15 protein-coding genes are annotated in these 19673 nt (G+C 65.2%); 1 reads left to right on the plus strand and 14 read right to left on the minus strand.

Going from position 1 to position 19673, the window contains the following annotated elements; all coding sequences use genetic code 11:
• Nucleotides 1-257: 257 nt before the first annotated feature.
• From U5782_RS34710 to U5782_RS34740, 7 genes are all read right to left on the minus strand, one after another.
• Complete coding sequence (locus tag U5782_RS34710) at nt 258-1304, minus strand: GlxA family transcriptional regulator (RefSeq protein WP_322048369.1); 1047 nt, start codon at nt 1302-1304, stop codon at nt 258-260.
• Nucleotides 1305-1489: 185 nt separating this feature from the next.
• Nucleotides 1490-2215 (minus strand): GntR family transcriptional regulator, encoded by a 726-nt coding sequence (locus U5782_RS34715; protein WP_322048370.1) that lies wholly within the window; start codon nt 2213-2215, stop codon nt 1490-1492.
• A 141-nt stretch (nt 2216-2356) separates the two neighbouring features.
• Nucleotides 2357-3286, minus strand: coding sequence for an aromatic amino acid DMT transporter YddG (yddG, locus tag U5782_RS34720; protein ID WP_322048371.1), 930 nt, complete (start codon nt 3284-3286; stop codon nt 2357-2359).
• 68 nt (nt 3287-3354) lie between these two features.
• Nucleotides 3355-4857 carry an aldehyde dehydrogenase gene (locus U5782_RS34725; RefSeq protein WP_322048372.1) on the minus strand — a complete coding sequence of 501 codons (1503 nt, stop codon included), beginning with the start codon at nt 4855-4857 and terminating at the stop codon, nt 3355-3357.
• The gene (locus tag U5782_RS34730) at nt 4857-5768 is read right to left on the minus strand and encodes a dihydrodipicolinate synthase family protein (protein WP_322048373.1); all 912 of its coding nucleotides are present in this window, start codon (nt 5766-5768) and stop codon (nt 4857-4859) included. Before U5782_RS34730 ends, U5782_RS34725 begins: the two co-directional genes overlap by 1 nt.
• A gap of 93 nt (nt 5769-5861) precedes the next feature.
• On the minus strand, nt 5862-7193 hold the full coding sequence (locus U5782_RS34735) for an MFS transporter (protein WP_322048374.1): 1332 nt from the start codon (nt 7191-7193) through the stop codon (nt 5862-5864).
• A 129-nt stretch (nt 7194-7322) separates the two neighbouring features.
• On the minus strand, nt 7323-8642 hold the full coding sequence (locus U5782_RS34740; RefSeq protein ID WP_322048375.1) for an FAD-binding oxidoreductase: 1320 nt from the start codon (nt 8640-8642) through the stop codon (nt 7323-7325).
• Nucleotides 8643-9365: 723 nt separating this feature from the next.
• Between U5782_RS34740 and U5782_RS34745 the strand changes: the two genes are divergently transcribed.
• Nucleotides 9366-10745, plus strand: coding sequence for an amino acid permease (locus U5782_RS34745; RefSeq protein WP_322048445.1), 1380 nt, complete (start codon nt 9366-9368; stop codon nt 10743-10745).
• A 101-nt stretch (nt 10746-10846) separates the two neighbouring features.
• Here U5782_RS34745 and U5782_RS34750 read toward each other — a convergent pair whose 3' ends face one another.
• The 7 genes from U5782_RS34750 to U5782_RS34780 form a co-directional block, all read right to left on the minus strand.
• Nucleotides 10847-11947, minus strand: a complete 1101-nt coding sequence (locus tag U5782_RS34750; RefSeq protein WP_322048376.1) for a linear amide C-N hydrolase — start codon at nt 11945-11947, stop codon at nt 10847-10849.
• 126 nt (nt 11948-12073) lie between these two features.
• Nucleotides 12074-12730, minus strand: a complete 657-nt coding sequence (locus U5782_RS34755; RefSeq protein WP_322048377.1) for a DUF2894 domain-containing protein — start codon at nt 12728-12730, stop codon at nt 12074-12076.
• Nucleotides 12723-13409: an OmpA family protein gene (locus U5782_RS34760; RefSeq protein ID WP_322048378.1), complete on the minus strand. Its 687-nt coding sequence runs from the start codon at nt 13407-13409 to the stop codon at nt 12723-12725. Before U5782_RS34760 ends, U5782_RS34755 begins: the two co-directional genes overlap by 8 nt.
• The gene (locus tag U5782_RS34765) at nt 13406-16720 is read right to left on the minus strand and encodes a DUF802 domain-containing protein (protein ID WP_322048379.1); all 3315 of its coding nucleotides are present in this window, start codon (nt 16718-16720) and stop codon (nt 13406-13408) included. Before U5782_RS34765 ends, U5782_RS34760 begins: the two co-directional genes overlap by 4 nt.
• Nucleotides 16721-16730: 10 nt before the next feature.
• Complete coding sequence (locus tag U5782_RS34770; RefSeq protein WP_322048380.1) at nt 16731-17513, minus strand: DUF3348 domain-containing protein; 783 nt, start codon at nt 17511-17513, stop codon at nt 16731-16733.
• Between the two features lie 233 nt (nt 17514-17746).
• On the minus strand, nt 17747-18598 hold the full coding sequence (locus U5782_RS34775) for a carbohydrate ABC transporter permease (RefSeq protein ID WP_322048381.1): 852 nt from the start codon (nt 18596-18598) through the stop codon (nt 17747-17749).
• A 40-nt stretch (nt 18599-18638) separates the two neighbouring features.
• Nucleotides 18639-19655, minus strand: coding sequence for a sugar ABC transporter permease (locus tag U5782_RS34780; RefSeq protein WP_322048382.1), 1017 nt, complete (start codon nt 19653-19655; stop codon nt 18639-18641).
• Between the last annotated feature and the right edge of the window lie 18 nt (nt 19656-19673).

A 19673-nucleotide genomic window follows, 5' to 3' on the forward strand; every position in this document is an offset into this window, starting at 1 on the left:
TTTGAAAAGTTCGGGATCGATATTCTCGACGGTTGAGGCGGCGCGTTTGAACATGTCTATTCCATTCCAGATTGACGTGACCAGATTGACGTGACCACGGCGCGAGACAACCGCGGTGTCGGCTTCCAGGGGGGCTTGCTCTCAGGTTCCCGCTCGACGGCGGCGTTGACGCTATTTGAAAGCACGCCGCGCCGCCACGCTAGAACGTTTGCGACAAGCCTGCGGGATGCGCCGCTACATCGTGCCGGGTGCGCACCTCATGCGACGGCGGCGACCGCCTCGTGAGCATCGGCATGAGCATGCGAGCGCGCGCTGCGGTAGGCGCCGGGCGTCTGGTCGAAGGCCTTGCGAAACTCCCGCCCGAGATGCGACGAATCGGAGAAACCGCAGGACATCGCGATATCGGAGACGGTGCGGTCGGAAGCCGACAGCATCCATGCGGCGGTGCGCAGGCGTATCTGGCGTCCGTACACATTGGGCGAGGTGCCCGTCTCGCTGAAGAACAGTCGTTCGAGCTGGCGCACGGAGGTGTCCACCCGCCTGGCCAGCTCGGTGAGCGAGAGTGGATTGCCGATGTGCTGCTCCATGATGAGAATGGCGCGGCGCACCTTGGGATGCGCCGCGGGATCGAGTCCCGGCGGATAGGGCTGCGGAGCATTGCCTCGCTGCGCATCGTCGACGATCAGGATGCGCTGCGCCTTCTGCACGATGCTCGCGTCGAAATGCCGTAGCAGGATGGCGGCGGCCACATCGATCGACGCGCGTCCGCCCGAGCAGGTGATACGCCGCCGGTCGATCACGAAGAGACGATCGGCAATCAGGTTCGATTCAGGGATCGCAGGGAAGCGCTCGACGAAGTCCCAGTAGTGAAACCAGCTCACGCAGATGCGGTGCTCCTCCATCACGCCCGCGCGGGCCAGCGCGAACGCACCCGTGCAGATGCCGATGAGGGTGGCGGAGGTGGCCGCGGCGGCGCGAATGAAACGCAGTGTCGCGTCGCTTGCCGTGGGCCCGGAATGCAGCAGTCCGCCCACGACCACGAGATAGTCGAACTCTCCGGCGTCGTCGAACGTCACCCAAGGCGTCACCTGAATGCCGCAACTCGCGCGTATGGGAGCGAGCGATTCCGCGAGGATCGTCCATGAGCAGCGCACGGGGCGGCTCATATCGGCGTCGTCGCTGGCGAGGCGTAGCAGATCGACGAAACCCGAAAAGGCCGTCAACGTGAAATTAGGCAGCAGGACAATGCCGAATCGAAGCGGCCGTGTCTGTTCCGGGTGGGGCGGGGCGATCAAATGCGGCATGACGAACACAGATGTTGACTGCAAAAAAATCGATAGGATGCCGAAATGATCTAATCAGGATCATGACGCGCATGATCATGGAAAGGGCCGGCTGCGCTTACGGCCTCGTGGCCGATGCCGGGGCGTTCACGAGGCGGCGAATGAGGCAGCGGTATGCGGCGTGCCACGCGCCGCGAACGCGAGGATCACGCAAAACTCAGCGGTATTTCCAGCCCTTCCGGAATCGCATAGTCCGTCATATGGCGACGGGACAACTCCCAATGCGCCTTCACGAGTTCACCGGCGCGCTCGGCATTGTGCTGGGCGATGGCGTCGATGATCTCGTCGTGCTGGTCGGCCGCCTGATGCATCTCGTGCTGCATGTTTTCGCTGGCCGGATAGCGGTAAAACGTCTTGCCCAGGCGCGCATGGTCGATCAGGAGACGGCGCAGACTGGGCATCAGATAGTCGTTCTGGGCCATCTTGCCGATTTCCAGGTGGAACTGGTCGTTGTAGAGCACGCGATTGTCCACGTCGTGTTCGTCGATCGCCAGCCGGAAGCGCCGCTGGATCTCCTTGAGCCTCGCGACGTCCGCCGCGGTGGCGTTGGCCGCTGCGAGTTGCGTGGTCGCGACGTAAATCAGCGGCGCGGCCAGAAAGAAACTGCGCAGCGAGTGGTAGCTCATCGACGAAACGCGCGCGGCGCGATTGGCTTCCAGCTCGATATAGCCCTCGGCGGCCATCTGGCGCATCAGTTCGCGCACGGGCGGGCGCGACAGACCGAATTCGTCGCACAGGGCCAGTTCATCCACCACGGCGCCCGGCTGCAATTCCATGCTGACGATCCGGCGCCGCAGCGTCTCCGCCAGCACGATCTTGCGATCCACGGGCACGTTCGATTCGGTAGGGGCTTCGTCGGGGCGTTGTTTCATGGGGTTGTCTGATCAGATTTTCTGTCTACTCTCTGTGTACTATAAATCTCCGCACGAGAATTCACCACTTGACCCGGCAACCCGCCGTCCGGGGGGGCATCGCGATCCGCACCTGATTCTGCAAGCGCGCATCGCGACGGCTCACGAACATTTTTCGGTTTCTTCCGCTTCCGCCACGGTCTTTGCGCGCTTCGAGCGCGTCGCCAGCCAGCACAGGATCGAGCCGCCGCAGACCATCATCGCGCCGTGCCAGAACGCCTGGGCGAGGGGCGCGTGCAGCAGGGTCGCGGCGAGCGCCGCGGAAATCACGGGGATGAAATACGACGCGCCGGCCAGCACCGTGGCGTTGCCATGCAGGATGCCGATGTTCCAGGCCGCGTAGCCAAAGCCCATTGCGCCCGCGGCCAGCAGCAGATAGACGACGCCGTGAACATCGAACGTCATCGCGCCGCCGCCTTCGATCGCATACTTGGCCCACAGCACGACCGAGACGAGCATGAAGAACGGTGTGACGCCGTTCTTGCCCTGGGCGAGGCGCGCGGTCACGGTGCAGTAGGCCGCCCAGATCAGCGCGCCGGAAAACGCCAGCCCGTAGCTCAGCGGATTGTCCTTCACGTGCGCCAGCATGCCGGGCAGGTCGATGCCCCGATCGCCGCCCAGCACCCAGCCGATGCCCAGCATCGACAGCACGAAGCCGGGCACGACCAGCAGATTCGCCTTGACCTTGTTGAACACGATGGCCGAGACCAGTGTGAAGGTCGGCCACAGATAGTTGACCATACCGACTTCGATGGCCTGCCTGCCGTCGTTGGCATAGCCGATGGATAGCGACAGGCACAGTTCGTAGGCGACGAACAGCACGCTGCCCCAGACGAGATAGCGGCGCGGGAAGGTCCGCAGGTCGGGCAAGCCCACCGTCACCATGAGGAATACCGAGGCGACCGTGTACATCAGCGCGGCGCCGCCGGTGGCGCCGAAGCTCTCGCTCACGCCGCGAATCAGCGCGACGATCGAAGCCCACAACATGATCGCGATAAGCCCGATCAGCGTGGCGGTGTCCTTGCTTTTCATCCTTCCAACCTGCTTTTCATGGTGTATTCCCGTCTGGGTGGGCCGCTGCGCCCGGCTGCTTCAGCCGCTCAGCCGCTCACCGCGGGCACGTCGATCCAGATCGTCTTGATCTCGGTGTACTGGTCGTGCGCCCAGACCGATTTGTCCCGGCCGCCGAAACCCGACTCCTTGTAGCCGCCGAACGGCGTCGTAATGTCGCCTTCGCCGAAGCAGTTGACGGTCACGACGCCCGCGCGAATCTCGCGCGAGAGACGGATCGCGTGGTTCAGGTTGCTGGTATAGACCGAGGCCGCGAGACCATAGACCGAGTCGTTGGCCAGTTCGATCGCTTCGCCGATCTCGTTGAAGGTCGTGACCGACAGGACCGGGCCGAAGATCTCTTCCTGGAAGAGGCGGCTGTCCCGGCTCACGCCGTCCACGACCGTCGGCTCGACGAAGATCCCGTGTTCGGTGTCGCCGCCAAAGGCGATGGGCAACTGCTCCGTATGCGCCTGCTCCAGATACGAGCGGACCTTTTCGAAGTGGGCTTTGCTGACCATCGCGCCGATACGGTGTTCCGGATCGAGCGGATCGCCCATCTTCCATTCGCGCATCTGCACGCCGATGCGCTCAAGGAGGGCGTCCTTGATATCGGCATGCACGATCAGGCGCGACGATGCGGAACAATTTTCGCCCATGTTCCAGAACGCGCCGTTTACGACGTGCTGCGCGACTGTATCGAGATCGTCCGCATCGCGCAAGACGACGGCCGGATTCTTGCCGCCGCATTCGAGCACGATGCGCTTGAGATTGGAGTCCGCCGCATAGTTCAGGAAGCGGCGGCCCGTGACGGTCGAACCGGTGAAGCTGACCATATCGACATCGGCATGGCGGCCCAGCGGCTCGCCCACTTCCTTGCCGCCGCCGGGCAGCACGTTGAAGACGCCTGCGGGCACGCCCGCTTCGTGCGCGAGTTCGGCCACGCGCAGGGCCGTCAGGGTGGTTTCCTTCGCGGGCTTCACGACGATGGAGCAACCGGCCGCGAGCGACGGGCCGATCTTCCACGCCAGCATCAGCAGCGGGAAATTCCACGGCAAAACAAGGCCAACCACGCCGATCGGCTCGCGCACGACCAGCGAGAGCGCATTCGATCCAACCGGCGCCGTGGCGTCGTAGATCTTGTCGATCAACTCGGCGTGCCAGCGGATCGTGTGGATCGTTTCCGGCATGTCGGTGTTCTGGCACTCGCGAATCGGCTTGCCGCTGTCGAGGCTTTCCATCGTCGCGAGTTCGTGCGCGTGTTCTTCGAGCAGATCGGCGAACTTCAGCAGGACGCTCTTGCGGCGCGACGGCGGCAGATTGCGCCAGCGGCCATCCTTGAACGCGGCGCGGGCCTTCGCGACGGCGAGATCGACGTCGTCGGCGTTACAGGACGCGATGTCCGCAAGCGGCGCGTCGGTGGCCGGATTGAGGGTCTGGAACGTCTCGCCAGAAATCGACGGCACGAACGCGCCGTCGATAAAGGCCTGGGTCGGCAGGCGCAGATTCGCGGCGATCTCGGCGTATTGCGCAGCGGTGAGTAGATCGGCCATCAGGCTTTTCCTCCGGCAACCGCGGCTGCGACTTCACGCTTGAGTTCGGCGACGACGCTCGCCAGGCGCTGTTTTTCCTCGTCGTTGAGCGCCTGAAGCGGTGCGCGCACGCCGCCGCTACGCAGGCCGACGATCTCGCAGCCGTGCTTGATCGACTGCACGAACTTGCCTTCTTCGAGGAAATCCATCAGCGGCAGCATCGCCGACATGATGCGGCGGCCCTTGTCGAAGTCCTTTTCCACCGCGCAGGCCTGATAGAGGGCGATGTGTTCGGCCGGCAGGAAGTTCGAGCCTGCGCAGACCCAGCTACGCGCGCCCCATGCGAAGAACTCCAGCGCCTGATCGTCCCAGCCGCACGACAGACCGAGTTGCGGGAATTCGCGCGCGAGCATGTGCAGTTGGCCCGTCTGGCCCGAGCTTTCCTTGATGGCGACGAAGTTCTTCGACGCGGCCAGCACGGTGTTGAAAAATTCGCGGCCCATCGACACGCTCATGCGGCCGGGGTAGTTGTAGAGCATGATCGGCAGATCGGCGGCGCGGTCGATCGTGAGCGCATGCAGGGCGTTTTCCTGCTCGGTCGGCAGCGCGTAGGGCGGCGAGCCCACGAGGATCGCGTCCGCCTTGATCGACTTCGCGGCCTTCGCGTATTCCACCGAATCTTCGGTGCGCACCGCGCCCGTGCCGATAATCAGCGCCGTGCGCGAGCCGATCACTTCCTTCGCGAGGTTGCCCAGATCGAAGCGCTCCTGCGCGGTGTGCGCATAGTATTCGCCGGTCGAGCCGCCGATGATGATGCCGTGCACACCCGCTGCGATCAGCGATTCGAGCACCTCGGCAAAGGCCTTTTTGTCGATCTGGCCGGTTGCGTCGAGGGGCGTGATGGCCGGGGTGTAGATGCCTTCAAAGTTCATGATGATCCTTCCGCTGAAAGGGAAACAGGTGTGTTGAAAAAGGGCGCCGCGTAGCGATGGCTGGCGGCGCGCAGGTCGATCTTTTGGGGCGCTTCAATGATTGAGCGAAGCGGCCTCTTGCAAGCTGAGCGAGCGGGTCTCGGGCGCCAGCGCCATCGAGGCGACGAGGCCGATGAACGAGACCGCCGCAGCCGCATACATGGTGTTGCCGATGCCGATGGTGTTCAGCGCGATGGGCACCATCCACGTGCCGATGGCGGCGCCGATACGCGAGAGCGAAGCACCCATGCCAACCGCGAAGGCGCGGATATCGGTCGGGAAAATTTCGTTGGGGTAGACCAGTTGCAGCACCTGCGCGCCGCCGATCAACACCGCATAGGCGCCGAACAGCACGAGGATGAGAATGGCTGAGCCGTTCGAGCAGGCGCCGAGCGCGAGCAGGGCAAGCGCCGACCACAGGAAGCTGTGAATCACCATCGCGCGGCGGCCGATCACGTTGATGATGCGCGTGGCGATGATGCAGCCCACCACGAACAGCAGGGTGATCGCGACCGAGCCGAACGATTCCCACTGGCCGGTCAGGTTCAGCGCTTCGAGCACGCGCGGTGCGAACGAGTAGACCGCGAACACGGGAATCACCGAGCAGCTCCAGAACACCGTGACGAACAGCATGCGGCGGCCATAACCGGAATGCAGCAGCGCCAGCAGCGAGGTCTTCTTTTCGGCCCGTTCTTCGGGCAGATTCTTCAGCGAGAAGGTCGGGCCATAGACCTTCTTGATGATCGCTTCGGCTTCGGCGCGACGGCCTTTGCTGAGCAGCCAGCGCGGCGATTCGGGCGTGCCGATGCGCACGATGAACAGCGCGAGACCGATCACAGCGGGGCTGGCCAGCACCCAGCGCCAGGCTTCGGGCGCGCCGCTGCTCAGGATCAGGTTGCCGACGATATACGCGAGCGCGGCGCCAAGGAACCAGATGATGGTCAGCAGGGCGAGGCGCGGGCCGCGATACTTGCGCGGCATGAATTCGACGAGCAGCGAGCCGGCGACGGGATATTCAATGCCCACGCCAATGCCGATCAGAAAGCGCAGCACGAACAGCGCCTCGCCGGAATGCACCCACAGTTGCGCGAGCGAGCACACGAAGAAGATGACGGGGCCGAAGAAGTAGGGCTTCTGACGCCCGAGCCGGTCGGACAGCCAGCCGCCGAGAAAGCCGCCCGCGAAGATGCCGATGAGCGCCGAAGCGGCCACCATGCCTTCCCAGAAGCTGGTCAGGCCGAGTGCCTTGGAAAACTGCACCATCGCCACGCCGATGATGCTCAGAACGTAGCCGTCCATGAGCCAGCCGCCGCTGGAGCGAATCGTGAGCAACTGATGAAAACCATTGAGCGGAACGTCCTCAATGGATACGTGTTGGTTCGACATTGCCAGTCTCCTTCCATGAAATTGGGTGCAACACGTCAAAACGCGCTGCGTGTAGAGCTAGTCGTTCAAGGCGCGACCGGTCGATGCGCCGGTTTGCGCGCCTCCGTTATCGCTATCGATCAGGATTGCTCAGCTTTCGAGCCCCGCTTTGCGTTGTCCCCACCAGAGCGTCGCGTTGACGCCCATCGAGAGGAAAGGCTCGGGCGGGGCCTTGTTCGGGCCCGACGTCGCCAGCAGAAAATCGGTCAGTTCATGAGGCTTGCCCGCGAGCCAGTCGGCGAGCAGCGTGCCGGTCACGGTGCCGCGTGTGATGCCCAGGCCGTTGCAGCACAGCGCGCCATACACATTGGGCGCGAGCTGGCCGAAGAAGCCCTTGTGGTTCTGCGAGAGCGCGAGCGAGCCGCTCCACGTGTATTCGAAATCGACTTGCGGCAGCATCGGGAAGCGCCGCTCGAACGACAGACGGTGGCGTTCGGTGAAGCGCGACAGACACTCTTCCTTCGGGCGGCCGTCCGGATTGAACGAGAAGCTGTTGCGCACGAGGATGCGGTTGTCGTGCGTGCGGCGCAGCGTGCTGCCGAACGGGTCGGCGGGAATCACGCCCCAGAACGGCTTGCCGCCCAGCGCCGCTTGTTCGGCGGTGGTCAGCGGGCGCGTCAGGCTCGCATAGAGAAACACCGGCAGCATGGTGCGCTGGAGAAAGCCGAAACGCATGCCGAACGCGTTATTCGCCAGCAGCAGCTTGTCGGCCGTGATGCGGCCGTTGCGATGCGCCAGCACGATCTTCTCGCCGTACTCCACCTCGGTGATCGGCGTGTGTTCGTAGAGCGTCACGTTGGGCGGCAGGCAATCGGCGAGACCCTTGACGAGCGCCGAGGGCTGCACTAGCACCGTGCCGGGCGTAAACAGCGCCTTGCGATAAAACGAGGTGCCGATATGGTCGGGCAACGCACTGCCTTCGATCATTTCATACGGCTGGCCCAGCTTGTCGAGCCCGCGACGGTAGGCGTCGAGCACGGCCACGCCACGCTCTTCCACCGCCGCCTGGTATTTGCCGGACGCGGTCATGTGGCAGTCGATGCCGTGTTTGTCGACCAGCTCGCGCAGGATCGTCTGCCCGAGCAGGTTGAGCTTCATCGTCGTTTTTGCCGTGGCGATGTCGCCGATGTAATCGTCGGCGCCAATGTCGTGCGGCAGATCGATGGCGAAGCCCGCATTGCGCCCCGAGGTGCCGAAGCCGACTTCCTGCGCGTCGACCAGCACGACTTCATCGTCGGGGAAATTCAGTGCGAGCTGCCGGGCGGCGGCCAGACCCGTGAAGCCCGCGCCGATGATTGCCCAGCGCGTCTTCGTCTCGCCCGTGTGTGCCGCCCTGGGCGTTCTCGGCCGACTCGTGTGATACCAGCCACACATCTTGTCGTCCGCGGGAAGCGATGTAACCGTTTGCATTCCTGATTTCCAATTTCGCTTGAAACTCGTTCGCGCTTTCCAGGGGACGACGCACCTGAGCGATGCGCCGACCCGCGCGGCCAATACAACCAGACGGTGTCGATCGGACCGCTGCGGGGGCTTTCGCTTGCGCGTTTGCGCCCTGCGAACGGTGGATCGTGCCGGCTTCCTCCCTGCGTTCCGGGCCTTACGCCCAGACCACCATCGGCCGCTTTTTTGTCCCGTTTCTCGTTGTATACAAATTGTAGACGCAGTATAGGTTTTAGATAGACCGAGAAAAAATAAGGGTTTACGAGCGAAGTAGCGCCGGAACGCTTTGAAAATGAGGCTAGGTGATTACCCTGGGAAACGGGCTGAAATGCCCGTGGGATAAGGCGGGGCGGTGAACGCATGCGACGCGCAGGCTCGCGGCGGCGCGTGAAGTGGTCGTATCCGCTGTCGCATCCGTTATGCAAGCGGTCGCAAGGCTTCTATATCGCGTGATATTGGCTCGGGATCATGAATGTCATCAGATGCGAACGCGGCGTATGAGCCAGGTGAGCGTCGACGCGCAAATGGCGCAGCAAGGTCGTCGCGCAACGCCAGCGTGACCGTCTGAGAACGATGCCTGACCGGGCAGTCCCCCAGTCCCCGACAAAAAGCAACGGAGGAAGACACATGCGACAGCTTGATCGACCAACCGGATTGATCGATGGCGCCGTGGGTTTTAGCGACACGGCCGGCATGGGTGCCACGACGGAACGAAGCCCGAGCATCGGCTCGCAACACCTCGGCGATGGACTTAAACAGCGGCACGTTGTGATGCTGTCGATTGGCGGCAGCATCGGCGCGGGCCTTTTCGTCGGCTCCGGCCACGCGATCGCGGAAGCGGGGCCGGCCGCCGTGCTGGCCTATGTGTTCGGCAGTCTGCTGGTCGTGACGGTGATGCGCATGCTCGGCGAAATGGCCTGCGCGATGCCCGATTCGGGCTCCTTCTCGACCTACGCGGACAAGGCGATCGGCTCGTGGGCCGGCTTTACGATCGGCTGGATGTACTGGTGGTTCTGGGTGCTCGTCGTGCCGCTGGAGGCGACGGCCGCGGCCCATATCCTCAACGGCTGGCTGCCCGAGGTGCCGGTCTGGCAGTTTTCCGTACTCGTGACCGCCGCGCTCACGGCGGTGAATCTCGCCAGTGTGAAGAACTACGGCGAGATGGAGTTCTGGTTCTCCATCATCAAGGTGACGGCGATCCTGCTTTTCATCGGCTGCGGTGTTGCGGCGATTGCGGGCTTCGTGCCGTCGGTGCATCTGACACCTTGGCAGACGATCACGGGGCACGACGGTTTCGCGCCGCGCGGCATGGCGCCGATCGTGGGCGCGCTGCTGACGACGATGTTCACGTTCCTCGGCACCGAGGTCGTCACCATCGCCGCCGCCGAATCCGAAAACCCCGCGCGCGAAATTGGCCGGGCGATCACGTCCGTCGTCTGGCGTATTTCGCTGTTCTATATCGGCTCGATCCTCGTCATCATCTGCGTGGTGCCCTGGAACAATCCGGACCTCACGCGGCTGGGCGCGTATCAGGCCGTGCTGCAGGCGTTTCATGTGCCCTATGCACGCTTGATTACCGATACGCTCATCCTGGTCGCGGTGGGCAGTTGCCTGAATTCGGCGCTCTATACGGCTTCGCGCATGATGTACTCGCTTGGCCGCAGAAGTCAGGCGCCCGCATTCGTCACGCACACGACCGCGAGCGGCGTGCCCGCGCGCGCCGTGCTGGCGTCCAGTCTCGTCGCCTTTCTGGCATGTGGGGCGAACTACCTCGCGCCGAAGTACGTATTCGATGCCTTGCTGTCCACGACGGGCGCGATCGCGTTGCTCGTGTATCTCGTGATCGCCGTGAGCCAGTTGCGTCTGCGCAAGCGCTTGCTGGCAGCTGGACCGCTGAAGGTGCGGATGTGGCTGCATCCGTTTCTCGGCATCCTGGTCGTGCTGATGATCGGCGGGGCGTTCGCCGTGATGGTCGCCAGCGAAGATCATCGGCGCGAAGTGATCGCGACGCTCGGATGCTGTGCGGCGCTTGCCGTGGCGGGTTATCTGCGTCAGCGCAGATTTCAGGCGTGACAGGCAACGACGCTCGCGATGGTGGCGCGGGCGTCGCTTGCGATGCGGCTATATTCGAATGATCTGGACGCCGAACTATTTGTGAATCCGGCTATGCGACATCACGGGGCGGGCGCGGGCATGAACTTGAACGAGGGAGTGGGCACGAACTTGTCGGCGGTCTCGCCCGTGAACATTTGCCCGTCCTCGATCGTGAGCTTCAGCACCGGCGCGCCGGGCTTCAGATCGAGCTTGCGCAGCGACACCCAGAACGTATCGGGCCGCGTGGCCGAGTCGAAGTAATAAACGAGGTCGGTCTGATCGGCCACGGTGCGCCAGATCGTCGAGGACAGATTGGGCGTCTCGGGCGTGCGGATGCCAAGCGGCACGCTCACCGATCGCATCACGCTCATCACGCTGGCGACCTGCTGGTAGGCGCCGTTCTGCTTCGGCACGCCGGCCATGTAGTTGGGGTCGGGGCTTTTCGGAATCGCGTCGAGCAGGAAGGAGGCGCGCACGAAGCGGTCGGCGGCGCGGTTCGTGCCCGGCAGGAAGCTCAGGCCGCCGACGCCTTTCCAGTAGGTATCGAGCGCGAGCTGTTCGCTGTAGATCGGCGAATTCGTCATGATGCGATACGGCTTGCCGTGATGGATCACGAGCTTGCCGTCGAGATATTCGAGGATCGCGGAGTCGCCGCTTGCGTCGGACAGCGAGAGGTGGATCGTGATGGGTTTGCCGTTGGGCAGCGGTGGGGCGATGATCTGGAACGGTTCCTTGCCGAGCGCCTCCACGGCCTCGCTCACGGTTGCGAAGTTGTCGAGCGCGTATTGCGCCCACAGGCTGATCGCGAGCGGCTCACGGCCCGAGTTGGGCTTGCCGTAATCGGTCTCCGCGAGATAGAGCGCATTGGCGACGAGGCCGCGTTCGTTCATGCCGTCCACGCTGCCGATGTCGTAGCCCGACACCACTACGCTGCCGTATTTCGCGCGCCAGTGCGGCGATTTCGGCCCGGCGTTGCCGTCGCGCTCGATCCCGGCGGGGAACACCCAGAGGTTCGAGCGCATGTCTTCGGACCAGTCCATCGTGCGGCCTGTGATGACGAGTCCGCTGTCGCCCACATAGAGAGCGCGCGTGCAGGAGAAGGCAACGGAGGCCGTGAGCAGCGCGGCCGATGCGAGGACGCCAGCGCAAACACCGGCCAGGCGGGACAGGGATCGTGACATGATGCGCGCTCCGTTTAAGCGGACGAGCCGACGTCGAGAGGGATGCGATCGGGATGCAGCAGGACGCTGCGATCATGCCACGGAAGGTGGAGACTACGTCGCGCAGATGGCCGCGACTGGCGTGCGCTATGCGCGGGTACGCGTGCGCCGGGGCTTTTTCGCGGCGCTTGCGCGCGGGGTTTGTGCCGCGGCCGCAGCGGGCGGAGCCGCACTCGCATGCAGGTCTTCGAGCCACGCGAGTCCGTCCGCATAAGCGAGGAACTGGCGCAGATAGCCGGGTGAAAGCTCGCGCATGAGCAGCAGCGCACGGTGCACGAGACTGCTCGAATTGAGCGGTCCCGCGTTTTTCGGCACCTGATCGAGCGATTGTTGCACCTGCTGGTCGGCGCTTACCTTCGACCACACGTCGCGGAAATAATCGAGCAGCGTGGTGGGTGCGCCCGCACGCACTTCGCGCGACATCGTTTCGATCAGCGCGGCGAGTGCATCGTTGGTCGATGCAGCTTGCGGCGAGGCGTGTGCGTTGCTTTCAGGCGATGCCGCTTCGAGCCGCTTTGCATAGGCTGCGATCAGCGTGTCGATGCGGGCGTCCAGCACGTCGCGCGCAGCGCCCGTCAATGCGCAGGCGCGCCGCTCCAGCGCGTCGAGCGTCGCGAAGCGCACGACATCGACACGATCGGCGCCTTGCGCGCGCCACGCATCGAGCGTCACGCGCGCTGCGCTGCTCGCGCTGGCCGCTGGCGTATCCGATGCATCCGCAACGTTCTGCACGCCGTCACTCATGTGTATCCCGGGTCGCTGCGACCTGGCTGGCGGGATGTGCCGCCGCGTTGCTCATGCTCGACGAGCGCGGCACGGGCGCGATTTCCACGCGGCGATTCTTCGCGCGGCCGGTTTCGTCGGCGTTCGAACTCACCGGCTGTTCCGAGCCGAACGCCGCCGCGAATACCGAGGCCGCGGGCACGCCCGCATCAATAAACGCGCGCGTGACGGTCAGTGCGCGCTCGGCGGACAGTTCCCAGTTGTCGGCAAAGCGGCGGTTCCCGGCGTGGACCTGCTGGTCGTCGGCGAAACCGCTCACCATGAGGATTTCGTCGCGATCGTGCAGATAGGCCGTGAGCGGGCCTGCGAGGCTCTTGAGCAGGTCGCGCCCCTGAGGCTGCAACTGGTCGGAGTTCAGCGCGAACAACACGCTGCCGCTGATGCCGATGCGCCCGTTCACGAGCGTCACGCGGCCCGCCGCGAGCGGGCCGGCGAGCGCCTGTTCGAGCGTCTGGCGACGCTGCGCCTCCTGCTGGCGCGCCTTGACCTCGTGCGCGAGGCGCGAGGAGGCTTCCATCTGCATGCCGATCACGCCGACGAGAATCAGCACGAAGGCACCCAGCAGCGCCGCCATCAGGTCGCCGAACGCGGCCCAGACCGGCGCGGTCGGCTCTACGCCGCCGTCGATCTCGTCGTTCATGCGGCTTCCGTCCCGGCCAGGCGTTGCAGGCTATCGACGATCTGCTTCTGCGACAGCAGGCTCAGATCGACCACCTCGCGCGCCTGGGCGACGTAGTAGGCGAGCTGGTCGTCGCTGCGCGCAAGCGACTTGTCGAGCGCGCCCTCGATACGTTCGAGCTGCGTCATGAGCTTGTCGTTCGAGGCGCCGAAGTGCTGCACGGCCGCGCTGAAGGCGTCGCCGAGGCTCGACATTTCGACGGCGCTGCCCGTGACCTGGGCCGCGACGCCTTCGAGCGTCTGCGCACCGGCTTCGACCTGCTGGTCGAAGCGCGCGCCCACGCGCTCCAGCAGGCCCGCCGAGGTATCGACGAGCGCGCCGATGGCCGCGCGTTGTTCGGTGCTCGCGTGATTCACGGCGTCGAGCAGCGTGGTGACGGTGGCGAGCAGGCGACCACGCTCTTCGAGCATGGCGGTGTCCTGCACCATGCTTTCGTGCAGCTTCTGGCGCAGTTCCGCGACGACTTCGGCAGCCACGCGCGGTGCTTCCGAGGCCGCTTCGACGAGGCGCGCGATTTCGGCGATGGTGCCGTTGGCGTGGGCTTCGGTTTGCGCGGAGATGGCGTTGGCGGTTTGCGTGAGCGCGTCGCAGATGGCTTGCTGGCGTTCTGCGGCGTGGGCGCTGGCTGCCTGCCATGCGCTTGCGTTCGCTTCTGCTGCACGCGCGATTTCGGTGATAGTGCCGTTGGCGTGCGCTTCGGTTTGCGTGGAGATGGCGCTGGCGGTTTGCGTAAGCGCGTCGCAGATCGCTTGCTGGCGTTCTGCTGCCTGCGTGCTCGCCGCTTGCCATTCGGCTGCATTCGCTTGTGAGGCACGCGCGATTTCCGCAATGGTGCCGTTTGCGTGCGCTTCGGTTTGCTGGGCGATAGCGTTCGCCGTTTGCGCAAGCGCGTCGCAGATCGCTTGCTGACGTTCTGCTGCATGCGCGCTCGCGGCCTGCCATGCGCTTGCATTTGCCTCAGCTGCACGCGCGATTTCGGCGATGGTGCCGTTGGCGTGCGCTTCCGTTTGAGCGGAGATTGCGTTCGCGGTTTGCGTGAGCGCGTCGCAAATAACCTGCTGACGTTCTGCTGCATGCGCGCTCGCGGCCTGCCATGCGCTTGCATTTGCCTCAGCTGCACGCGCGATTTCGGCGATGGTGCTGTTGGCGTGGGCTTCGGTTTGAGCAGAGATAGCGTTGGCCGTTTGCGCAAGCGCATCGCAGATCGCTTGCTGACGTTCTGCTGCCTGCGCGCTGGCAGCCTGCCATTCGGATGCGTTCGCTTGTGCGGCGCGCGCGATTTCAGCGATGGTGCCGTTGGCATGCGCTTCGGTCTGCGCCGAAATTGCGCCAGCCGTTTGCGCAAGCGCGTCGCAAATCACTTGCTGGCGTTCTGCCGCATGCGTGCTCGCCGCCTGCCATGCGCTCGCATTCGCTTCAGCCGCACGCGCAATTTCGGCGATCGTGCCGCTGGCCTGAGCTTCGCTTTGCGCCGTGATTGCACTAGCCGTTTGCGCAAGCGTGTCGCAGATCGCCTGCTGACGCTCCGCTGCATGGGTGCTCGCCGCCTGCCATGCGCTCGACGAGGCCTCGGCCACGCGGGTGATTTCGGCAATCGTGGTGTTGGTATGCGCTTCGGCGTGCGAGGCGACCGCGCTGGCGGTGCTCGCGAGTGTCTCGCACACCGCTTGCTGACGCTCGGCCGCCTGCGTGCTGGCCGTCTCCCACGCTGCGCTCGCCGTTTCGGCGGCGCGGGTGATTTCGGCGATCGTGCTGTTCGCGTGCGCCTCGGTGCGAGCGACGATCGTGTCGGCGGTCTGCGCGAGCGTCGTGCAGATCGCCTGCTGTTGTTCGGACGCCTGGGTGCCCGCCGCGCGCCATTCGTCGCGCAGCGACGTGCTCATCGTATCGAGCGTGCCGCGCCAGGTCGCAAGGCGCACCTCGTCGCGCGCGGCGAGTTGCGTCTGCAACTCGGCCTGCGCGTCGCCCACGGCGCGCACGAGCGCGGCCGCGTGTTGCTCGAAGGTCGCGGCCGCCGCGGCGAGCGCCTGCTGATTGTCGCCCGCGAGCTTTTCGCCCGCGCGTTCCTGACGCGCCAGCGCCTCCTGCCACGACTGCGAGACCCCCGCCGCCGAAGCCGCGAGGCGCGCATCGACGTCCTGCACCAGATGGGCCGAACGCGTTTCGAAGGTCGTGCTGAAGCGCTCGAGCGCGCCTTGCAGATCGTGCGCGAGCGCTTCGCCGGCGCGGCGCTGTTCGTCGAGCGCGGCGTTCCAGATGCCCGCGACGCGCGAGGCGTTGGCCTCGAAGCCCGACGTGAGGCCATCGAGCTGACGCTCCACGGCCTGGGTGAGCGTGCCGTGCAGCGCGGCGCTTTCGCGCGCGAGACCCGCCATCGTCGCTTCGACGACCGGCGCGAAGGCCTGACCGGCGGCGCGCGCGCTCTCGGCGGCGCTCGCCTTCAGCGAATCGCCCACCGACGACGCGAGACGCGCATAGGTCGCCTCGGCGTTGCCAAGAAAGGTTTCCTGGCTGGCGATCTGGCGCTCGCCGAGCGTGGCGCTCTGGCGCTCGATGGCCGTCATCATCGACTGGAGGCGTTCGGCCAGCAGCGGCAGCGCGTCGGCCTGGCGCTGCATCAGCGCGAAGCTCGCCTCGCGCTGATGCGCGTGCGAGAACGGACGCAGCGTGGTGGCGATCTGCGCGTCGAGATGCTGGGCGGCTTCGATGCGCTCGCGGCGGCACAGCGCCGAAAGCAGGCCGAGCATGGCCGAGCTGGCCACGCCCGCGATCGAGGTGCCGAACGCGAAGCCGAGGCCGCGGATCGGACCCGCGAGCGCGGTGCGGATGCCGTCGAGATCGGTGGCGCCGTCGAGCGCAATGCCGGTGCCGCGCAGCGTCGTCACCATGCCGAGCAGCGTGCCCAGCATGCCGAGCAACACGAGCAGGCCGACCAGATAGGGCGTGAGCGCGGGGCCGGGCAGGGCCGCGCGCTCGCCTTCGATGCGCACGCGTACGGCGCTGCGCAGGCTCGGATGCAGGCGATCGAGCCAGGCGCTCAGCGTTGCCGGCGCGGTGGCCGAGGGCGCGGCCAGGGCTTCCACGGCCTGCGCGAGGCTGGCGGTGGACTGGCGATAGCGGCGCAGTTCGAGCGCGCCGCCCACGTAGCAGGCGCCGATCAGGAGCGTGACCGCGAGCGCGAGCGGATTGGAGCCGACATAGGCGGCGCCGATCCAGCAAACCGCGAGCAGGCCAGCGATGAAAACGACGAGATCAATGCGAAGTCTGGACATAGCGTTTGGGTTAGCGGGTGCGAAGCGCTGCGATTAGCCCTTCGACCGGTTGAAACCGAACATCCAGTTCGGCGAGCAAGATGCTCTGCATATCTTTACGGAACGCGCTGAGCCACGTGCCGGGTGGAACCTGGGCGCGCGGCTCGGCTTGATCCTCGGCTTTGGCTTGCGCCGCGGTATCGGCTTGTGCCTGAGCGAGTTGCGCGGCCTTGCGCTGACGCTCGTAATACTTGCCCAGCAGGCCGGGCAGCGTACCGAGCAGGTTGCGCTCGCGCACGGCCATCGAGCGCTCCATCACGGCGTCCAGCGCCGCGAGCTTCGCCATCGCCGACGACTGCGACGCCAGCCGGTTGCGCAGCCGCGAGCGCATATCGCCGATATCCGTTTCCATCTTCTGCTGGAGCGCGAGATAGCACTGGCGGTACACGGCGTAGTCGGCGGGCATCTCGGGCGCTTCCTGCACCGGCGCGGCCTGCTGCGCGCGCCCATGGCGCACGGGCGGACGCGGCGGCGCGAGCACGCCGTCGGTGACGATGGCCTTCGACAGCGCCGAGCGCAGGCTCAGGCAATGCTGCGCCTCGTCCTCGCCGTTGCTGCGTCCTCCACGGCCCATGGCGGGCGCAGGGGCGCTCAGCACGGTCGAGAGCGCGATCGCGTCGGTCCAGCCGAGCCACTGGCTCAGCCGGTCGGCGAGCGGCTGCGACGAGGCCTGCACGTCGGTTTCGCCAAGGCGCGCAAGCAATCGAACGAGGGCCGGACCGCTCAGGACCGTCCGCTGCGGGGGAGGGACCATACCACCACAAGAGATAAAAAAGGCAGCAGTTTACACGGCGCGGCGGCGTGGGTCGCGGTTTTGCGTCGGGAGGCGGGGGATTTTATGTGGGGCGGGGGTGGGGTGGGCGATCTGGAGCCGTGGTTAAGCGAAGCGGAACGCATGAAATGATTCCGCCCGCGCAGGCCCCGAACGGGGTGCGCGGGCGCGAGACAGGAACACAAAGGGGCGCTTATGGCATGGGGCGCCGCCCCTCACCCCTTCGTCGCCCCAAACGTCAGCCCCGCCACGAAATGCTTCTGCATCGCGAAGAACATCGCGACCGAGGGCAGCGCGGCGAGAATCGACCCCGCCGACACCAGATTCCACGCCGTCGTCCACTGGCCCTTGAGCGCGGCCACGCCCACGGTGATTGGCGCGGCGTCGTCGCCCTGGGTGAGGCACAGCGCCCAGAAATAATCGTTCCACACGAACGTGAACACCAGAATCCCCAGCGCCGCGAGCGCGGGGCGGATCAGCGGCAGGATGATGCGCACGAACACCGTCCACTCGTTCGCGCCCTCGATGCGCGCCGCCTCCACGAGTTCGAACGGCAACTGCTTGATGAAGTTACGCAGAAAGAGCGCGCAAAAGCCGGTCTGAAACGAGAGGTGAAACAGGATCAGCCCGCCCACCGAGTTATAGAGCCCGAGCTTGAGCGTGAGGTCGCGCACCGGAATCATCAGCACCTGAATCGGCACGAAATTGCCCGCGACGAAGGCGGCAAACAGCGCCGAGTTGCCCGGAAAGCGATAGATCGCCAGTGCGAAGCCTGCCATCGCCGCGAGCGCGATCGCGCAGACCACCGAAGGCACCGTAATCAGCACACTGTTCCAGAAGTAATGGAGCATCGGCGAGGTGGTCAGCGCTTCGCGGTAGTTGTCGATCAGCGCGAAGTGCTTGGGCCAGCCCCAGTAGTTGCCTTCGCTGAGTTCGTCGGTGGAGCGCACGGAGGTCACCAGCACGGCGATCATCGGCAGTAGCCAGATGAGCAGCGCAATCGGCAGCGAGAGTTTGTAGAGCCGGCGAGGCGCGGGCTTCCATTTGTCGATGGGAATGGGAAACATCGTCGATTCCTCAGTTATCCTTCGCGATTTGTCCGGGCGGTCACTGCTCGTTCTTGAGCAGGCGGCGCAGGTGATAGACGATATAGAGCAGCATGATCGCAAACAGCACCACGGCAATCGCGGCGGAATAGCCCAGCCGGTAGTATTTGATCGCCTGGTCGTACATGTAGTAGGCCAGCACGGTCGAGCTTTCGAACGGGCCGCCGCCCGTCATCACCGAAATCAGATCGAAGCTGCGCAGCGCGCCAATCACCGTCACCACGATGGCCATGAAGGTCACGGGCCGCAATTGCGGCAGGATGACGTGCCAGAGCAGCGTCCAGCCCTTTGCGCCTTCCATGCGCGCGGCCTCGATCTGTTCGCTGTTGAGCGTCGTGAGGCCGGTGAGGTAGAGGATCATGCAGTAGGCGGTCTGCGGCCACAGCGCCGCGAAGATAATGCCGGGGGTGGCGTAATGCGGATCGCCCAGCACCGGAATGCCGTGCCCGAGCAGCACCGCGAGCAGGCCGAAGGTCGGATCGTAAAACCACGAATAGATCAGCCCGACCACCACGCCCGAGAGCACGAAGGGCGCGAAAAACAGCGACTTCACGATACGGATGCCGGCCACGGCCTGATTCAGGTACAGCGCGATGGCCAGTCCCATCGGCGGCGCGAGCAGGAATAGCGCGAGCCAGATGACGTTGTTCTTGAGCGCGGTATAGAAGGTGGCCGCGTGAAACAGCTCGACGTAGTTGGCGAGGCCGACAAAGCTCGCGTCGCTCATGCCGTCCCAGTTATAGAACGAGATGCGGATCGTCGAGAGAATCGGCCAGACCACGTAGATCGCCACCATGATGCAGGCGGGCGCGAGAAAGAGCGCTGCCGCGCGACGCTGGCGACGCGCCGTGGGCGAGACGCGGCGCGGCTTGCCATGCGGACGCGTGGCGCGCGGGGCATTGGTGCGGCCATCGCCCGCGTTGGCGGGGCCGTGACCGGCTGCGTTGTCCGCACGATGTGCCACGGCGTGGGCCGCGAGCGTTGCGCCGCGATCGGTCGAGGGATGAGTCGTTGACACTGCCTGCCTCCAGAACGA

This window comes from Paraburkholderia sp. J67 (genome assembly GCF_905220265.1).
Classification (GTDB): domain Bacteria; phylum Pseudomonadota; class Gammaproteobacteria; order Burkholderiales; family Burkholderiaceae; genus Paraburkholderia.

Bases quoted from the DNA above. Each gene is read 5' to 3' on its own strand.
- U5782_RS34710 (WP_322048369.1), bottom strand. From the start codon at position 1,304: ATGCCGCATTTGATCGCCCCGCCCCACCCGGAACAGACACGGCCGCTT.
- U5782_RS34715 (WP_322048370.1), bottom strand. From the start codon at position 2,215: ATGAAACAACGCCCCGACGAAGCCCCTACCGAATCGAACGTGCCCGTG.
- yddG (WP_322048371.1), bottom strand. From the start codon at position 3,286: ATGAAAAGCAAGGACACCGCCACGCTGATCGGGCTTATCGCGATCATG.
- U5782_RS34725 (WP_322048372.1), bottom strand. From the start codon at position 4,857: ATGGCCGATCTACTCACCGCTGCGCAATACGCCGAGATCGCCGCGAAT.
- U5782_RS34730 (WP_322048373.1), bottom strand. From the start codon at position 5,768: ATGAACTTTGAAGGCATCTACACCCCGGCCATCACGCCCCTCGACGCA.
- U5782_RS34735 (WP_322048374.1), bottom strand. From the start codon at position 7,193: ATGTCGAACCAACACGTATCCATTGAGGACGTTCCGCTCAATGGTTTT.
- U5782_RS34740 (WP_322048375.1), bottom strand. From the start codon at position 8,642: ATGCAAACGGTTACATCGCTTCCCGCGGACGACAAGATGTGTGGCTGG.
- U5782_RS34745 (WP_322048445.1), top strand. From the start codon at position 9,366: ATGGGTGCCACGACGGAACGAAGCCCGAGCATCGGCTCGCAACACCTC.
- U5782_RS34750 (WP_322048376.1), bottom strand. From the start codon at position 11,947: ATGTCACGATCCCTGTCCCGCCTGGCCGGTGTTTGCGCTGGCGTCCTC.
- U5782_RS34755 (WP_322048377.1), bottom strand. From the start codon at position 12,730: ATGAGTGACGGCGTGCAGAACGTTGCGGATGCATCGGATACGCCAGCG.
- U5782_RS34760 (WP_322048378.1), bottom strand. From the start codon at position 13,409: ATGAACGACGAGATCGACGGCGGCGTAGAGCCGACCGCGCCGGTCTGG.
- U5782_RS34765 (WP_322048379.1), bottom strand. From the start codon at position 16,720: ATGTCCAGACTTCGCATTGATCTCGTCGTTTTCATCGCTGGCCTGCTC.
- U5782_RS34770 (WP_322048380.1), bottom strand. From the start codon at position 17,513: ATGGTCCCTCCCCCGCAGCGGACGGTCCTGAGCGGTCCGGCCCTCGTT.
- U5782_RS34775 (WP_322048381.1), bottom strand. From the start codon at position 18,598: ATGTTTCCCATTCCCATCGACAAATGGAAGCCCGCGCCTCGCCGGCTC.